The organism is Pseudomonas sp. PDM02 (genome assembly GCF_014852285.1).
Lineage (GTDB): Bacteria > Pseudomonadota > Gammaproteobacteria > Pseudomonadales > Pseudomonadaceae > Aquipseudomonas > Aquipseudomonas migulae.
Genome location: NZ_JACVBL010000018.1, coordinates 87,027 through 102,451 on the forward strand (window position 1 = coordinate 87,027; position 15,425 = coordinate 102,451).

Annotated in this window: 16 protein-coding genes; 10 read left to right on the plus strand and 6 right to left on the minus strand. The window is 59.8% G+C overall.

Features of this window, described 5'->3' with window-relative positions:
- The first annotated feature begins 14 nt into the window (after positions 1-14).
- Both IB245_RS26165 and IB245_RS26170 read left to right on the plus strand, forming a co-directional pair.
- Entirely contained in the window at positions 15-680 is a 666-nt protein-coding gene (locus tag IB245_RS26165) for a bifunctional 4-hydroxy-2-oxoglutarate aldolase/2-dehydro-3-deoxy-phosphogluconate aldolase (protein ID WP_008032978.1), read from the plus strand.
- Between the two features lie 277 nt (positions 681-957).
- The gene (locus IB245_RS26170) at positions 958-1,683 is read left to right on the plus strand and encodes an intradiol ring-cleavage dioxygenase (RefSeq protein ID WP_192229119.1); all 726 of its coding nucleotides are present in this window, start codon (positions 958-960) and stop codon (positions 1,681-1,683) included.
- A 2-nt stretch (positions 1,684-1,685) separates the two neighbouring features.
- Here IB245_RS26170 and IB245_RS26175 read toward each other — a convergent pair whose 3' ends face one another.
- Together IB245_RS26175 and IB245_RS26180 are read right to left on the minus strand one after the other, a co-directional pair.
- Positions 1,686-2,867, minus strand: coding sequence for an aminotransferase class V-fold PLP-dependent enzyme (locus tag IB245_RS26175; protein ID WP_192229120.1), 1,182 nt, complete (start codon positions 2,865-2,867; stop codon positions 1,686-1,688).
- A 9-nt stretch (positions 2,868-2,876) separates the two neighbouring features.
- The gene (locus IB245_RS26180; protein ID WP_003213031.1) at positions 2,877-3,113 is read right to left on the minus strand and encodes a DUF3820 family protein; all 237 of its coding nucleotides are present in this window, start codon (positions 3,111-3,113) and stop codon (positions 2,877-2,879) included.
- 204 nt (positions 3,114-3,317) lie between these two features.
- Here IB245_RS26180 and IB245_RS26185 point away from each other — a divergent pair, with 204 nt between their 5' ends.
- From IB245_RS26185 to IB245_RS26200, 4 genes are all read left to right on the plus strand, one after another.
- The gene (locus tag IB245_RS26185; protein ID WP_192229121.1) at positions 3,318-3,785 is read left to right on the plus strand and encodes a ferritin-like domain-containing protein; all 468 of its coding nucleotides are present in this window, start codon (positions 3,318-3,320) and stop codon (positions 3,783-3,785) included.
- 157 nt (positions 3,786-3,942) lie between these two features.
- A complete protein-coding gene (locus IB245_RS26190) occupies positions 3,943-5,931 on the plus strand; it encodes an FUSC family protein (RefSeq protein ID WP_192229122.1) in 1,989 nt (662 codons plus the stop codon).
- Positions 5,918-6,124 carry a DUF1656 domain-containing protein gene (locus tag IB245_RS26195; RefSeq protein WP_008032988.1) on the plus strand — a complete coding sequence of 69 codons (207 nt, stop codon included), beginning with the start codon at positions 5,918-5,920 and terminating at the stop codon, positions 6,122-6,124. The genes IB245_RS26190 and IB245_RS26195 overlap by 14 nt, the downstream gene beginning before the upstream one ends.
- A 10-nt stretch (positions 6,125-6,134) precedes the next feature.
- Entirely contained in the window at positions 6,135-6,995 is an 861-nt protein-coding gene (locus IB245_RS26200) for an HlyD family secretion protein (RefSeq protein ID WP_192229123.1), read from the plus strand.
- Between the two features lie 121 nt (positions 6,996-7,116).
- Here the strand turns inward: IB245_RS26200 and IB245_RS26205 are convergent, their stop codons facing one another.
- Together IB245_RS26205 and IB245_RS26210 are read right to left on the minus strand one after the other, a co-directional pair.
- Entirely contained in the window at positions 7,117-7,587 is a 471-nt protein-coding gene (locus IB245_RS26205; RefSeq protein WP_008032990.1) for a MaoC family dehydratase, read from the minus strand.
- A 41-nt stretch (positions 7,588-7,628) separates the two neighbouring features.
- Positions 7,629-8,573, minus strand: coding sequence for an alpha/beta hydrolase (locus IB245_RS26210; RefSeq protein WP_008032991.1), 945 nt, complete (start codon positions 8,571-8,573; stop codon positions 7,629-7,631).
- 215 nt (positions 8,574-8,788) lie between these two features.
- On the opposite strand from IB245_RS26210, the gene fadD2 reads away from it, so the two are divergent.
- Positions 8,789-10,477 carry a long-chain-fatty-acid--CoA ligase FadD2 gene (fadD2, locus tag IB245_RS26215; protein ID WP_008032992.1) on the plus strand — a complete coding sequence of 563 codons (1,689 nt, stop codon included), beginning with the start codon at positions 8,789-8,791 and terminating at the stop codon, positions 10,475-10,477.
- 383 nt (positions 10,478-10,860) lie between these two features.
- Positions 10,861-12,561 (plus strand): long-chain-fatty-acid--CoA ligase FadD1, encoded by a 1,701-nt coding sequence (gene fadD1, locus IB245_RS26220; protein ID WP_008032993.1) that lies wholly within the window; start codon positions 10,861-10,863, stop codon positions 12,559-12,561.
- A 178-nt stretch (positions 12,562-12,739) separates the two neighbouring features.
- On the opposite strand, the gene IB245_RS26225 is transcribed toward fadD1, so the two are convergent.
- Complete coding sequence (locus IB245_RS26225) at positions 12,740-13,117, minus strand: hypothetical protein (RefSeq protein ID WP_008032995.1); 378 nt, start codon at positions 13,115-13,117, stop codon at positions 12,740-12,742.
- Positions 13,118-13,352: 235 nt separating this feature from the next.
- Between IB245_RS26225 and IB245_RS26230 the strand changes: the two genes are divergently transcribed.
- Positions 13,353-14,315 carry a YihY/virulence factor BrkB family protein gene (locus IB245_RS26230; protein ID WP_192229124.1) on the plus strand — a complete coding sequence of 321 codons (963 nt, stop codon included), beginning with the start codon at positions 13,353-13,355 and terminating at the stop codon, positions 14,313-14,315.
- A complete protein-coding gene (gene def, locus IB245_RS26235; protein ID WP_008032999.1) occupies positions 14,312-14,851 on the plus strand; it encodes a peptide deformylase in 540 nt (179 codons plus the stop codon). Before IB245_RS26230 ends, def begins: the two co-directional genes overlap by 4 nt.
- Positions 14,852-14,971: 120 nt before the next feature.
- Here the strand turns inward: def and IB245_RS26240 are convergent, their stop codons facing one another.
- A complete protein-coding gene (locus tag IB245_RS26240) occupies positions 14,972-15,388 on the minus strand; it encodes a GNAT family N-acetyltransferase (RefSeq protein ID WP_192229125.1) in 417 nt (138 codons plus the stop codon).
- Positions 15,389-15,425: the final 37 nt, after the last annotated feature.

Below are 15,425 nucleotides of genomic sequence, written 5' to 3' on the forward strand. Positions count from 1 at the left end.
AAGGAACAGCCGCTATGACAACCCCATCCCCGACCGTTTCCATGGCGGACAAAGTTGCCCTGATCGACAGCCTCTGCGCCAAGGCGCGGATTCTGCCGGTGATCACCATCGCGCGCGAACAGGACGTGCTGCCATTGGCCGACGCCCTGGCCGCCGGTGGTCTTACAGCCCTGGAAGTGACCCTGCGTTCGCAGTTCGGCCTCAAGGCCATCCAGATCCTGCGCGAGCAGCGTCCGGAACTGGTGACCGGTGCCGGCACCGTGCTCGATCGCCAGATGCTGGCCGCTGCCGAAGCCGCCGGTTCGCAATTCATCGTGACGCCGGGCATCACCCGTGACCTGCTCGAAGCCAGTGTCGCCAGCCCGATTCCACTGCTGCCAGGCATCAGCAACGCCTCGGGCATCATGGAAGGCTACGGTCTGGGCTATCGCCGCTTCAAGCTGTTCCCGGCGGAAGTCAGCGGCGGCGTTGCGGCAATCAAAGCCTTGGGCGGCCCGTTCGGCGAAGTGAAATTCTGCCCGACTGGCGGCGTCGGCCCGGCCAACATCAAGAGCTACATGGCGTTGAAAAACGTGATGTGCGTGGGCGGTAGCTGGATGCTTGATCCGGAGTGGATCAAGAACGGCGACTGGGCCCGCATTCAGGAATGCACCGCCGAGGCCTTGGCGCTGCTGGACTGACCTGCTTTTACCCAACACTTCGTTGTGTGTTCTACGGCTTTACGGTGCGCTTGGTCGGTGCACCGTTTTTTTTTGCCCGCGAATAACCATTTTCCGTAGGAGCCGGCTTGCTGGCGATGGTATCGACTCGGTCTCTCAGGTGCACCGAGTCGATACCATCGTCGGAACGCCGCCCGCAGCAAGCCGGCTCCTACAGGACATCATGCGATACATAGTTACCGCATCTCGCCGCCGGTCCCGCGTTAACCTGCGTTCATCTTATGGAAGAGAGAACGTCATGGACGACAACACCTCAGTGACATCCGCACAACCGGCTTACCTGCTGTCACCCGAACAGATCGCCGGTCCGTATTTTCGCAACCCGAAACTGATCAGACGAAACATCAGCGAAGGCCTGGACGGTATTCCGCTGGTGCTGCGGTTGACGATCATCGATGCGATGACCCGTGAGCCCGTCAACGGGGCCATCGTCGATATCTGGCATTGCAATGCTCGAGGTGCCTATTCGGGGTGGAGCAAGGTCAACCCGGACAAGGAAGTCGATGTCGGCGATATCGGCGCGATCCCGCGTACCGACGACGACACGTATCTGCGCGGCGGGCAATTCACCGACCAGAAGGGCATCGTGCGTTTCACCACGATCTATCCGGGGTTCTATGCCGGTCGCGCGCTGCACATACACGTCGCGATTCGCGTGACCGCCGGCAACAACTATCTCGAAGAGCGCCACGTCGCCTGGGTTGGCCAGCTGTACTTCCCCGAAGTGGCCTCGCGCTCGGTGCTCAATGCCAGGGAATACAGCGGCCGAACCGTCACCGCGCTGAGCAACGACGAGGACTATTTCTACAACACCATGGGCGGCGAAGCCTCGACCCTGAACGTTCACACCCTCGGTCGAGATTCGAAAGAAGACGGTTTTTTCGGGCAGATGACCATTGGCATCGACACGTTCGCGATTTCATCACAGCTCAAGCCGGAGGACTTCGACAAGTACACCGTGTGACGTCAGCGCAGCTCGTTCAGTGCCTCGCTCAGCGCATCCATGTCTGCTGCGGTGGTGGTCAGCCCCGGCGTGATGCGGATGCACGGACCACTCGCTGCGCCGCTGCGCACCACGGTAAACAGGTTGAAGTCCTTGAGCAGCCGCCCGGCCATCGCTTGCTGATCGGTATGTCGGGTAAAGCGCATCGACGTGATGCCGCAATACAGTCGCGGATCGTCCGGGGTCATGACGTCGATGCCCGGCAAGTCACGTACGGCGCTGACCCAGCGGTTGCGCAGGTAATTGAGCCGGGCGCCCTTGGCGGCAGAACCGCCCATCGCCCGATGTTCTTCGAACACCAGCGGTAGGGTCAGCAACGCCGGGATGTTGGGTGTGCTGTACGGCGTACGGGCGCGAATGTCGGTGATCGGGAAATGCATCTCGCCCATGTCCGGGTCGATGTCGGCGAGGCGCTCCGGGGCGATGTAGATGAAGCCCAGGGTCAGCGGTGCACCGATCCATTTGTGAAGGTTGAAACCGGCGAACGCGATGCCGAGGTCATCGAGGCTGAACTCGATCTGGCCGAGCGCATGGGCGCCGTCGAGGATCACGTCGATCCCGTGTTCCTTGGCGGCGGCCGCAATCGCCTGCACCGGCATCACCAGGCCGGTGCGGTGAGTGACGTGGGTCAGGGCCATCAATTTGAGCTTCGGGTAACGCACGAAGGCGTCGCGGTAAGTCGCCAGCAGGCTGTCGAAACTGGCGGGGTGGGCGTGTTCGATCTCGATCACTTCCACGCCGCGATGCCGGGCCAGCCAACGCATGGCACCTTTGACCGTGTCGTATTCCAGGTCGCAGATCAGCACCTGGTCACCGGGTTGCAGGCGATTGTAATTGCGGATCAGCGATTGCAAGCCGTCCGAGGCGTTGCGGGTGAAGGCGACGGATTCGGTTGTTACGCCCATCAGGTCGGCGAGACGTTCCACGATCGCCAGGTTTTCACCCTGTTCAAAACGCTGGCGTACATGCACCGAGTTGCCGCGGTTGATGAGTTCGATGTTGCGCTGGTATTCCTCGATCACCGTGCGCGACATGCGGCCGAAGTAACCGTTCTCGAGGTTGATCGGGCCGGGTTCGACGGCATAGCGGTCGGCAAAGGTTTGCCAGAACATTTCATCACGGGCACGGCGGGTGTTATCGGGCATGGGGACGGCTCAGTGGCGAGGGGCGGGTTTGCCGTGTTTGGCGCGCAGCGGTTCAAGCAGTTCCGACAAGCCGTTGTGATCGATTTCCTGCATCAGGGCCAGCAGTCCGCCCAGTTCGCCATGGGGGAAACCTTCCCGGGCAAACCAGTTCAGGTAGGGGCCGGGCAGGTCGGCAATGATGCGGCCCTTGTATTTGCCGAAGGGCATTTCGCGGGTAATCAGCAGTTCGAGTTTTTCAGGGTTCATCAATCGATCGTCTTGATTCAACAGCCTTGGAAAATACAGGCATTCTGCATGCAGGCCAATTGACAGATCATGCAAAAAAAACGGATACAGATTTTCTCTTTAAAACTAAGTTATTGAAAATTAACAAATAAATTATCAGTTCAAGGCTGGCATGCAGGGTGCAATACCTATTGCATCTTTCATCAACCCGCAAGGAATTGAAAAATGACCGACATTAATAAAGAAGCGATCTCTGTACTCAACGACCTGATTGAAACCAGCAAAGATGGTCAGGAAGGGTTCAAGACCTGCGCTGAAGACATCAAGCATCCAGAACTGAAAACCCTGTTCATCTCTCGCTCCGCCGACTGCGCCACTGCGGCTTCCGAACTGCAGGCTGCGGTGCGTTCGATGGGCGGCGATCCGGAAACTTCCACCAGCGTCAGTGGGGACCTGCACCGCCGCTGGGTCGACGTGAAATCAGTATTCACCGGCAAGGATGAAGAAGCCGTGCTGAACGAAGCCGAACGCGGTGAAGACCATGCACTGAAGGCTTACCGAGAAGCCATCGAGAAAATCAACAAGCACAACCTGGTGGGCATTCGTGACCTGGTTGAACGTCAGTATCACGGCGTGCAACGCAATCACGATCAGGTGAAAGCCCTGCGCAACCAGGCTCGCGCACGCTCGTAAGCGCGTAAAGCCTGTCAAAAACGCCAGCCAGCCTGGCGTTTTTTTGTGCCTGGGTTTTAGCGCTGGACGCCTGATAGATAGCCAGCTAATAATTTGATTTACCGGTCACTTCGATGAACCCGACTATCGTTAAATCGTCCTTTCAAGAGTGCTTTACGTGCCTATCACTTTGCAGGCTTTATTCGCGCCTGACCGCCGCGCCTTGCAGTTCGCGATCAAGACGTTACTCGGTGGCGGCCTGGCATTGTGGCTGGCATTGCGCTGGGGCCTTGAGCAACCGGCCTGGGCGCTGATGACGGCGTTCATCGTCGCTCAACCGTTGTCCGGGATGGTGGTGCAAAAGGGCTTGGCGCGGCTGCTGGGGACGCTGATCGGGACGTTCATGTCGGTGGTGTTCATGGGCCTGTTCGCCCAGACGCCGTGGCTGTTTTTGCTGGCATTGGCGTTGTGGCTCGGGTTGTGTACGGCGAGTTCGACGCTGCTGCGCAGTGCCTGGTCCTATTCGTTTGTGCTGGCCGGTTACACGGTAGCGATCATCGCATTACCCGCCATCAGCCACCCGCTGACGGTGTTCGACCAAGCCGTGGCGCGCTGCACGGAAATCTGTCTGGGCATTCTCTGCGCCACTGCCGCCAGCGCGCTGCTATGGCCGATGCGCGTCGAACGGCAACTGGCGGATCAGGCGCGAACGGCGTGGCAGAGTGGGATGAACGCCGCACGCGCAACCCTGGCCGGCGACGGTCAGGCGCGCAAGGGGCTGCTGGAAATCCTTGGCCGCATCGTCGCGGTGGATGCCCAGCGCGAACATGCCTGGTTCGAAGGCGGGCTGGGTCGGCAGCGTGCGCGGGCCATCAGCGGATTGAGCCAGAAACTGTTGATGTTGCTGCGCATCGCACGCTCGGTGCGCCGGCAGTGGAAGCAGCTTGAACCGCAGGAAGCCAAGCAATTGATGCCGTGGATGACCGAGGTTCAGCAAGCGCTCGCCAGCCCGGACACCGCGACGCTGCAAACCTTGCGACCGCGCTTGCTCGACGCCAGCCATGACCCGCAGATCAGCTCCGCGCAAAGTTACTGTCTGGTCCGTTTCACCTTGCTGATGGATACCGCGATGGCGGCGAGCGCGGCATTGACGGCGGTGGAGCAGGGCAAGGAAACCGTCGACCCACCGCGCACCCTGACACCGCACCGCGACCTGTCGTTGGCGCTGGTGTTCGGCGCGCGCAGTGCCTTGGCGTTTCTGGTGGTGTCGTGTTTCTGGCTGGCCACTGCATGGCCCGCCGCTTCGGGCGCATTGGTGCTGACGTGTGTGGTGTGCAGCCTGTTCGCCAGTCGCGAAAACGGCGCGCAAATCGGCATGAGTTTCATGCGCGGGATTTTTCTGGCGATCCCGGCGGCGTTTTTCGTTGGGCAGATTCTGCTGCCGCAATGGAGTGGTTTTGCGCTGCTCTGCATGGGCATGGGCGTACCGTTGTTTTTCGGTGCGCTGGGCATGGCCAGGCCGCAGATCGGCGCCACGGCCACGTCGTTCTGTCTGCATTTCATCGTGCTGGTGTCACCGCTCAACGCGATGAAGTTTGATGTCGCGATGTTCTTCAACAGCGCTCAAGCCATGGTGGTGGGCGTCGGTGCGGCGGTGCTGGCCTTCCACTTGCTGATCCTGCGCAACCCGACGTGGCACGGTCGGCGTTTGCTGGCGGCGACCCTCGACGACCTGGTGCGCCTGACCCGGCGCAACCTGCGCGGTGCCGAAAGCTGGTTCGGCGGACGCATGGCCGACCGCTTGCTGCAACTGGCGCGGCACTACCCGGAGCTGCCGGAACCGGCGCGCAGCCGCTTGGACGACGGCTTGCTCGGTCTCGACATCGGCGACGAGCTGCTGCATTTGCGCTTGAGCCTGGCGGCGGCGCAGGCACCGGTCAATGCCGCGCAGCGGCGTTATCTCGAACAACTGGAAAACATCCTCGAACAAGGCCCGGCCGGCCACTGCGCGGATGCGCTGGAACAACCCAGCGAAGATTTTTTGAAAACCTTGTACGCGTTGCCACCCAGCGACCCGGTGAAACTGGCCCAGGGCGCGGTGCTGCAATTGCAGAACAGCTGGCGCGCCTGGTGCCATCAACAGGAGCAAAGCCATGGGCTTGCGTGAATGGTCGGTGGGCGGCGTGCTGCTCAGCCCGTTTCTGATTTATGTGGTGCTGGCGCTGCTGGTCACCGGGGTCTTGCGCCTGCTGTTGCGCCTGACCCCGGCCGGTCGCTGGATCTGGCACGAAGCGTTATTCGATTGCGCCTTGTACGTCTGTGTATTGACCCTGATCACCGTCGTCCTCGGACCTTTATAAGGAGTTGAACATGCGTACACCCGTGCGTGTCGCGGTAACCCTGTGCCTGGTGGCGCTGGCGATTTTTGCCGGTTTCCATTTGTGGCAGTACTACATGCTTACGCCGTGGACCCGGGACGCGCGGATTCGCGCCGACGTGGTGGTCATCGCCCCGGATGTGTCGGGCTGGGTGCGTGAACTCAAGGCCTTCGACAACCAGCCGGTGAAGGCCGGCGATCTGTTGTTGAGCATTGACCGCGACCGTTTCGAAGCGGCGCTGGAGAAGGCGCAAGCGGTGGTGCAAACCCGTCAGCAACAACTCAACCTGCGCGAACGCGAAGCCAGTCGTCGTGCCAGCCTCGGGCCGCAAGCGATCAGTGCCGAGCTGCGCGAGAATGCGCAAATCAACGCCGGTATCGCTCGTGGCGAACTGCGTGAAGCCCAGGCCGAAGCCAAGGTCGCCGAACTCAATCTCGCTCGCAGTCAGGTCCACGCGCCGCGCAGCGGCCACATCACCAACCTGCGTCTGGCCCAGGGCAATTACGTGAATGCCGGGCAACCGGTGATGGCGTTGATCGATGATTCAACGTTTTATGTGCAGGCGTATTTCGAAGAAACCAAACTGCCGCGGATTCGCGTCGGCGATCCGGTGAAGGTCTGGTTGATGAGCGCGGGAGAGGCGCTGGAAGGGCAGGTGGAAAGCATCAGTCGCGGCATTACCGATCGCAACACCACGCCGGATGGACAGTTGTTGGCGGAGGTGGAGCCGACATTTAACTGGGTAAGGTTGGCGCAGAGGATTCCGGTGCGAATCAAACTGGACAAGGTGCCCGAGGGGATCAATTTGAGTTCGGGGATGACGGCGAGTGTGCAGGTGCAGGAGGGGCGATAAAATCAAAAGATCGCAGCCACTGTAGGAGCCGGCTTGCTGGCGATGGGATCAACGCGGTTTCCTTGAGATACCGAGGCGTACGCATCGCCAGCAAGCCGGCTCCTACAGTTAAGCGCCGTACTCAGCCGATGCTGATCGCCGGCAGACTAGTCAACGTCACGGTCTGCTGCTTACGCGGCGCCAGAATCTCCGCCTCGCCATCCACCACCAACTCATCGCGCTGGTTGAACACGCGGGTGGCAATGCGCACACGGAATTTCGGCAACTTCTCCAGAATCTCCAGGCGCACCGTCAGCGTGTCGCCAAGCTTCACCGGCTTCTGAAAGCTCATCTGCTGACCGATATAAATAGTCCCCGGCCCAGGCAACTCGCAGGCAACTGCAGCGCTGATCAACGCGCCACTGAACATGCCGTGCGCGATGCGTTCCTTGAACATGGTGCCGGCGGCGAATTCGGCGTCCAGATGCACCGGGTTGTGGTCACCCGACATGGCGGCGAACAGCTGAATGTCACGCTCTTCGACCGTCTTGCTGTAGCTGGCGGTCTGGCCGACTTCGAGGGCTTCGTACGGGGTGTTGGTAACCTGGGTCATCTGTTTCAATTCCTGTGACAAATAAAAAAACCACAAAAAAACTATTCGGATCGGGGCGGGCGGCGGTGGCTCAGGGCTTGTGCGATCCAGCCCAGCACATCGGCCGTCACCTCATCGCGGTTGCTCTCGTTGAACAGTTCGTGCCGTGCCTGCGGGTAAATCGTCAGTTGCAGGCTCTGGCTGCCCGCGGCGCGTAGCGCATCGGCCAGATCTTTCAGACGCTTGCCTTCGCTCACCGGATCACATTCACCGCCTATCACCAGCAACGGCAGGCCCGGATCGATCTGAGCGAGATTGGACGCTTTGCTGATTTGCTGCAAGCCACCGAGCAAATCGATCCACAGTTGGTTGGTGCAGCGGAAGCCGCAGAGCGGGTCGTTGGCGTACAGATCAACCTCCGCCGGGTCGCGGCTGAGCCAGTCGAACCGGGTGCGGGCCGGTTTGAAGGCCTTGTTGAACGAGCCGAACGACAGCCATTCGATCAGCGCGCTACGGCCCTTCGGCCCTTGGCGCAGTCGTTCCAGGCGGGCAATCTGCCGCGCCGCGCGATAAAGCGCCACGGGCTGGAAGTTCGAACCGCTGAGCACCGCGCCGTGCAGGCTGGCGCTGTGATGCAGCAGATAAGCCTGGGCGATGTAGCTGCCCATGCTGTGGCCGAGCAGCACGATCGGCACGCCGGGATGATGCTGGCCAATGTGCTGATTGAGGCTGGCGAGGTCGCCGACCACCTTGCACCAGCCGTCGTCGTCGGCGAAATGACCGAGTGTCCCGTTTTCGGCAGTTTTGCCATGTCCACGCAGGTCCGGCGCGTACACACCGTAGTCCTGTGCGCAGCACTTTTCTGCCAGGCGCGCATAGCGACCGCTGTGTTCGGCCATGCCGTGGGCCAGCAGGATCACCGCTTTCAACGGCGCTGCGGGCAGCCACTGGTTGACGAAGAGGCGGCTGCGGTCACTCGCGGTCAGCCAGAAGGTGTCGTGGATCATGGCGATTCCTTTGCATGGGCTCGGCCCATTGTATAGCGCATCCTGCGCTTGCCGTCTGATCAGGCCGCACCACGGCACCGAGATTCACACGGTCAATGACGGTTGTTGGCATATTTGCCTGATTCGCCATAGCTGCTAGTGTCCGTGAAGCTCCGCTTTTTCAAAGGTGACACAAAAGCGGCCCCGGATAGGTTCAGGTAAAGAGGACAAGAACAATGCAACCTGATTTCTGGAATGACAAACGCCCGGCCGGCGTACCCCTGGACATCGAACAAGGGGCTTACAAGTCGGTGATCGAGGTGTTCGAGCGTTCCTGCAAAAAATTTGCTGACCGCCCGGCCTTCAGCAACATGGGCGTCACCCTGACCTACGCCGAACTGGAACGCTACAGCGCCGCGTTCGCCGGTTACCTGCAAGCCCACACCGACCTGGAGCCCGGCGATCGCATCGCGGTGCAGATGCCCAACGTCCTGCATTACCCGATTGCCGTGTTCGGTGCATTGCGCGCCGGGCTGATCGTGGTCAACACCAACCCGCTGTACACCGCGCGGGAAATGCGTCATCAGTTCAAGGATTCCGGTGCCCGGGCACTGGTTTACCTGAACGTATTCGGGCAGAAGGTCCAGGAAGTGCTGGCCGACACCGACATCCAGTACCTGATCGAAGCGAAGATGGGCGACCTGATGCCTGCCGCCAAGGGCTGGCTGGTCAACACGCTGGTCAGCAAGGTCAAGAAAATGGTCCCGGACTACGCCTTGCCGCAGGCGATCTCCTTCAGGAGCGCGCTGCGTCTGGGCCGGGGCCTGGGCATCAAGCCGTTGAACGCCGGCCTCAACGATATCGCCGTGCTGCAATACACCGGCGGCACCACCGGGCTGGCCAAGGGCGCGATGCTGACCCACGGCAACCTGGTGGCGAACATGCAGCAGGCACGCGCCTGCCTCGGCCAGTTCGGCGCTGACGGTCAGCCGTTGTTGCGTGAGGGGCAGGAAGTGATGATCGCGCCGCTGCCGCTGTACCACATCTATGCATTCACGGCGAATTGCATGTGCATGATGGTGACCGGCAACCACAACGTGCTGATCACCAATCCGCGAGACATCAAGGGCTTCATCAAGGAGCTGAAAAACTGGCGGTTCTCGGCGTTGCTGGGGCTCAACACGCTGTTCGTCGCGTTGATGGACCATCCGGACTTCAAGACCCTGGATTTCTCCAGCCTCAAGCTCACCAACTCCGGCGGCACCGCGCTGGTCAAGGCCACCGCCGAGCGCTGGGAGCAACTGACCGGTTGCCGCATCACCGAAGGTTACGGCCTGACCGAAACCTCACCGGTGGCGTGCACCAACCCGTACGGCGACAAATCGCGGATCGGCACGGTCGGCCTGCCGGTGCCGGGCACCACGCTGAAAGTCATCAACGACGAAGGCGTCGAGCAACCGTTGGGCGAGCGCGGCGAACTGTGCATCAAGGGCCCGCAGATCATGAAGGGCTACTGGCAGAAACCCGAAGCCACCGCCGAAGTGCTGGATGCCGAAGGCTGGTTCAAGTCCGGCGACATCGCGGTGATCGACCCGGACGGTTTTGTGCGCATCGTCGATCGCAAGAAAGACATGATCATCGTCTCGGGTTTCAACGTGTACCCGAACGAAATCGAAGACGTGGTGATGGCTCACCCGAAAGTCGCCAACTGCGCCGTCATCGGTGTGCCGGACGAACGTTCGGGCGAGGCGGTGAAGTTGTTTGTGGTGGCGCGTGAGTCGGGGGTCAGCCTTGAAGAGTTGAAGGCTTACTGCAAGGAAAACTTCACCGCGTACAAAGTGCCCAAGCACATCGTGTTGCGTGAGTCGTTGCCGATGACGCCGGTGGGCAAGATTCTGCGGCGGGAGTTGCGGGATATCGCGTAACCGATAAATGGCCGCGCTTCGCGCGGTTCGCGGGCAAGCCTCGCTCCTACAAGGTCAGTGTTGTTCATTAGGTAATGAACGACACAAAACCTGTAGGAGCGAGGCTTGCCCGCGAAGCTTTTAAGGCGGAGGCCCCGATTTTCGGGGCTTTCAGCGACATATAGGTTTTTTGCTCTAAAATGACCGCTTGTCATTCTTGAGTCACTAATGTGACTGTAGAGGCCGCTTTTGGCTCTAGTCGGCCCTTGGCAAAGCTGCTACTCTCGGCGCGCTTTGTGACCTCTCGGCCTCTGTAAAAAGCCCAGACTCACCAATAATCAAACACCAATAATAATCGCATCAAATGCGGTATTTGAATTCGCGTTGCTGAGGAGTGGGCTTCCATGATCGAAGACTTCTGGAAGGATAAGTACCCTGCCGGGATTGCTGCCGACATCAATCCGGACGAGTATCCGAATATTCAGGCAGTGTTGAAACAGTCCTGCCAACGCTTCGCCGACAAGCCGGCATTCAGTAACCTGGGCAAGACAATCACCTACGGTGAACTGTACGAATTGTCCGGTGCCTTTGCCGCTTACCTGCAACAGCATACCGACTTGCAGCCGGGCGATCGAATCGCCGTGCAACTGCCCAACGTCTTGCAGTACCCGGTCGCTGTGTTCGGTGCCATCCGCGCCGGGCTGATCGTGGTCAACACCAACCCGCTGTACACCGCGCGGGAAATGGAACACCAGTTCAACGACTCCGGCGCCAAAGCCCTGGTCTGCCTGGCCAACATGGCGCATCTGGCCGAGGCCGTCGTGCCGAAAACCGGCGTCAAGCACGTCATCGTCACCGAAGTCGCCGACCTGCTGCCGCCGCTCAAACGCCTGCTGATCAACAGCGTCATCAAGTACGTGAAGAAGATGGTCCCGGCGTATCACTTGCCCAAAGCCATCAAGTTCAACGACGTGTTGAGCAAGGGCCATGGCCAGCCAGTGGCTGAAGCCAACCCGGCCAGCAGCGACGTGGCAGTGCTGCAATACACCGGCGGCACCACCGGCGTGGCCAAGGGCGCGATGCTGACCCATCGCAACCTCGTCGCCAACATGTTGCAGTGCAAGGCGCTGATGGGTTCCAACCTGAATGAAGGTTGCGAGATCCTGATCACGCCGCTGCCGCTGTACCACATCTATGCCTTCACCTTTCATTGCATGGCGATGATGCTGATCGGCAACCACAACATCCTGATCAGCAACCCGCGCGACCTGACGGCGATGGTCAAGGAACTGTCGAAGTGGAAGTTCAGCGGCTTCGTCGGCCTGAACACGCTGTTCGTGGCCCTGTGCAACAACGAAGGCTTCCGCAAGCTGGATTTCTCGGCGCTGAAAGTCACCCTGTCGGGCGGCATGGCCCTGCAACTGGCCGCGGCCGAACGCTGGAAAGCGGTCACCGGTTGCGCCATTTGCGAAGGTTACGGCATGACCGAAACCAGCCCGGTGGCCACCGTGAACCCGATCCAGAATATCCAGATCGGCACCATCGGCATTCCGGTGCCGTCGACCCTTTGCAAAGTCATCGACGATGCCGGCGTTGAACAGCCGTTGGGCGAAATCGGCGAGCTGTGTGTGAAAGGTCCGCAGGTGATGAAGGGCTACTGGCAGCGTCAGGAAGCCACCGACGAAATGCTCGACAGCGAAGGCTGGTTGAAGACCGGTGACATCGCGCTGATCCAGCCTGACGGCTACATGCGCATTGTCGATCGCAAGAAAGACATGATCCTGGTGTCCGGTTTCAACGTGTACCCGAATGAGCTCGAAGACGTGCTCGCGACCCTGCCGGGCGTGCTGCAATGCGCGGCCATCGGCGTGCCGGACGAGAAGTCGGGCGAGGCGATCAAGATTTTCATCGTCGCCAAACCGGGCGTGACCCTCACCAAAGAGCAAGTGATGGAGCACATGCGTGCGAACGTCACCGGCTACAAAGTGCCGAAAGCCGTCGAGTTCCGCGATGCGCTGCCGACGACCAACGTTGGCAAGATCCTGCGTCGGGAATTGCGTGATGAAGAGCTGAAGAAGATCAACGCGAAGAAGACCACCGCGTAATCCAGCAAAAAGCCCCGCAGATGCGGGGCTTTTTGTTGGCTGACTTGAAAGGTTCGTTGTCTGATCGATTGCCATCGCGAGCAGGCTCGCTCCCACATTTTTGTCCGCGTTCTATCAGGATGAATGCGATCAACTGTGGGAGCGGGCTTGCTCGCGAAGCTTTTGATTTTCTTTTGGCTTACTGGCGGAACGGCGCGAAATTGACGTTGGTGCCCGCCGGGCGCATGTCCTGCAGGTACGAATCCTTGTCCGCACTCAGTTCCAGGCTCAGCGCAGCCTTGCGCTTGCCCTGGTTACGCACTACCAGCCCTTCGAGCTTCTCGCGCAGGAACACCGTCGGCACTTTCAGGTGCAGCAGTTCGTCGGTGTCCGGCGTGTGCATCAGCAGGTGAATCCATTCGTACTGACCAATGGCCAGGCGCGCCACCGGGAGATCGAACCACCAGATGTTGCGGTTACGGTTCAATTCGGCGAAATGGCAGTTGTTGACGCCAAGCACGGCACCGCCGAGTTCCTGGTTTCTGCGGGCAATGGCCTGCTTTTTATCGAGTTTCATAACATTCCTACGGGATTGGATCTTCAGGGCCGTGGCCTGAATACGTTGCGCATTCTCGGGGGTTGGTCGGCAAACATAAAGCCCAACCTGCACGGAACGATGAAATGTCGTTTTTGTGTCAGTCTGAACTTGCACACGGAAATTGTTTCAAATTCGCCAAGTAGGCTACTTTGATGTAGAAAACGGCCCCTGAGTCGCCACGACTTCAACCCCATTGCGGCGAAAGGAGACGCTAATGATTTTCCCGGACATGAAAGGTGTGCCCCTCCATCGCGTGATGGTGCGCACGGTCACCGAGTTCGTCGCCGACGAGATGTCGACCTATGCCTCGGCGTTGGCCTATCAAATGCTGTTTTCGTTGTTTCCCTTCATTCTTTTCCTGATTGCCCTGATCGGTTTCCTGCACCTGCCGGACTTCTTTTCCTGGCTGCGCCTGCAATCGGAACTGGTCCTGCCGCCCCAGGCGCTGGAGCAGGTGAACCCGGTGATCGACCAGCTCCAGCAATCCAAGGGTGGCTTGCTCTCGGTCGGTATCGTCATCGCGCTGTATACGGCCTCGGCCGGCGTGCGACTGATGATGAGCGCGATGAACGCCGCGTATGACGTGGTCGAAGGCCGGCCGTTCTGGAAGCGTTTTCCGCTGTCGGTTTTCTACACGATCGGCATTGCCGGGATGTTGCTGATTGCCGCCGCGCTCATGGTGCTCGGGCCGCAAGTGATGGGCTGGATCGCCGCGCAGGTCGGCCTTGAAGACTTTATTGTCACGGTCTGGACCATCGCTCGCTGGCCGGTCATCGTGATCCTGATGATGATTGCCGTGGCGCTGATCTATTACGTCATGCCCGACGTCAAACAGGAGTTTCGTTTCATCACCCCAGGCTCGGTGCTGGCGGTGGTGGTGTGGATCATCGCGTCGTTGGGCTTTGCGTTTTACGTCAAGACCTTCGCCAACTACAACGCCATGTATGGCAGTATCGGCGCGATCATCGTGCTGTTGCTGTACTTCTATATTTCTGCGGCGGTGTTGTTGCTCGGTGCGGAGATGAATGCGGTGATCGAACACATGTCGCGCGAAGGCAAAGACCCTGGCGAAAAAGTCGCCGGTGAACACGGTCCTGTCCACGAAGAGAAACATCACGTTTCCGGACTGGGCCGGGATCACTCGGTGAAACCACCCACTGACGAAGTCATCAAATGATCCGTGAAATCCTGAAAATGGGCGACGAGCGCCTGCTGCGCATTGCGCCGCCGGTCCCCGCCGAGATGTTCGACAGCCCCGAGCTGTGGCAACTGATCGACGACATGTTCCAGACCATGGAAAGCGTCGGCGGGGTGGGCCTGGCTGCGCCGCAGATCGGCGTCGACCTGCAACTGGTGATCTTCGGCTTCGAGCACAGCGAGCGTTATCCGGACGCTGAAGCGGTGCCGCAGACGATCCTGATCAATCCGCTGATCACGCCGTTGAGCCCGGTGATGGAAGAGGGGTTTGAAGGCTGCCTGTCGGTGCCTGGATTACGCGGCGCGGTGAGTCGTTACCAGCAAATTCGCTATGAAGGTTTTGACCCGAAAGGCGAGCCAATCGTGCGCATCGCTTCAGGGTTTCACGCCCGTGTGGTGCAGCACGAATGTGATCACCTGATCGGCCGGTTGTACCCGTCACGGATTACCGACTTCAGCAAATTCGGGTTTACCGAAGTGATGTTTCCGGATCTAGATCCCAACGCCGACGATTGAAATCACCATAATCCCCTGTGAGAGCGGGCTTGCTCGCGAATGCGCAGTGTCAGGCTACATCAATGCTGACTGACACTGCGCATTCGCGAGCAAGCCCGCTCCCACATTGGGTCCACACGCCTATCCAACCGGCTCCAGGCCCATCGCAATCATCGGTTTGCTGCGCGCATAACGGCTCAAGCGTTCGACCATCGCGTAAGGCATGGGCGGATCGAAGGTAAACCCGCGACGCTCATAAAAGCCCCGCAAGTCCGGGTGGCAGAACAGCCACACCGGTTGGTCGAGACCGTTCACCGCTTCGGCAATCAGCGCCGCTGCGATCCCTTGTTCACGACAGGCCGGGTCGACAAACAAACCAGTCAACCAATGCCCGCCCGAGACCGGACGCAAGCACAGCGCCGCAATGATCTCGTTGCGTCTGGCCACCCACAATTGAGCGTCGCGGACCGCTTTCATCGACGATTGGTGAGCGCGATAAAACTTGTTCATCAGGGGCCATAACGGCTCGTCGAGCAAGGTGTATTGAGTGTCGGTCATGGGGCGGGTCTGTGTGTGCGCAAAGCGGGCGATTATA

Coding starts and splice junctions, on each gene's coding strand:
- IB245_RS26165 (WP_008032978.1), top strand. CDS start 15: ATGACAACCCCATCCCCGACCGTTTCCATGGCGGACAAAGTTGCCCTG.
- IB245_RS26170 (WP_192229119.1), top strand. CDS start 958: ATGGACGACAACACCTCAGTGACATCCGCACAACCGGCTTACCTGCTG.
- IB245_RS26175 (WP_192229120.1), bottom strand. CDS start 2,867: ATGCCCGATAACACCCGCCGTGCCCGTGATGAAATGTTCTGGCAAACC.
- IB245_RS26180 (WP_003213031.1), bottom strand. CDS start 3,113: ATGAACCCTGAAAAACTCGAACTGCTGATTACCCGCGAAATGCCCTTC.
- IB245_RS26185 (WP_192229121.1), top strand. CDS start 3,318: ATGACCGACATTAATAAAGAAGCGATCTCTGTACTCAACGACCTGATT.
- IB245_RS26195 (WP_008032988.1), top strand. CDS start 5,918: ATGGGCTTGCGTGAATGGTCGGTGGGCGGCGTGCTGCTCAGCCCGTTT.
- IB245_RS26200 (WP_192229123.1), top strand. CDS start 6,135: ATGCGTACACCCGTGCGTGTCGCGGTAACCCTGTGCCTGGTGGCGCTG.
- IB245_RS26205 (WP_008032990.1), bottom strand. CDS start 7,587: ATGACCCAGGTTACCAACACCCCGTACGAAGCCCTCGAAGTCGGCCAG.
- IB245_RS26210 (WP_008032991.1), bottom strand. CDS start 8,573: ATGATCCACGACACCTTCTGGCTGACCGCGAGTGACCGCAGCCGCCTC.
- fadD2 (WP_008032992.1), top strand. CDS start 8,789: ATGCAACCTGATTTCTGGAATGACAAACGCCCGGCCGGCGTACCCCTG.
- fadD1 (WP_008032993.1), top strand. CDS start 10,861: ATGATCGAAGACTTCTGGAAGGATAAGTACCCTGCCGGGATTGCTGCC.
- IB245_RS26225 (WP_008032995.1), bottom strand. CDS start 13,117: ATGAAACTCGATAAAAAGCAGGCCATTGCCCGCAGAAACCAGGAACTC.
- IB245_RS26230 (WP_192229124.1), top strand. CDS start 13,353: ATGATTTTCCCGGACATGAAAGGTGTGCCCCTCCATCGCGTGATGGTG.
- def (WP_008032999.1), top strand. CDS start 14,312: ATGATCCGTGAAATCCTGAAAATGGGCGACGAGCGCCTGCTGCGCATT.
- IB245_RS26240 (WP_192229125.1), bottom strand. CDS start 15,388: ATGACCGACACTCAATACACCTTGCTCGACGAGCCGTTATGGCCCCTG.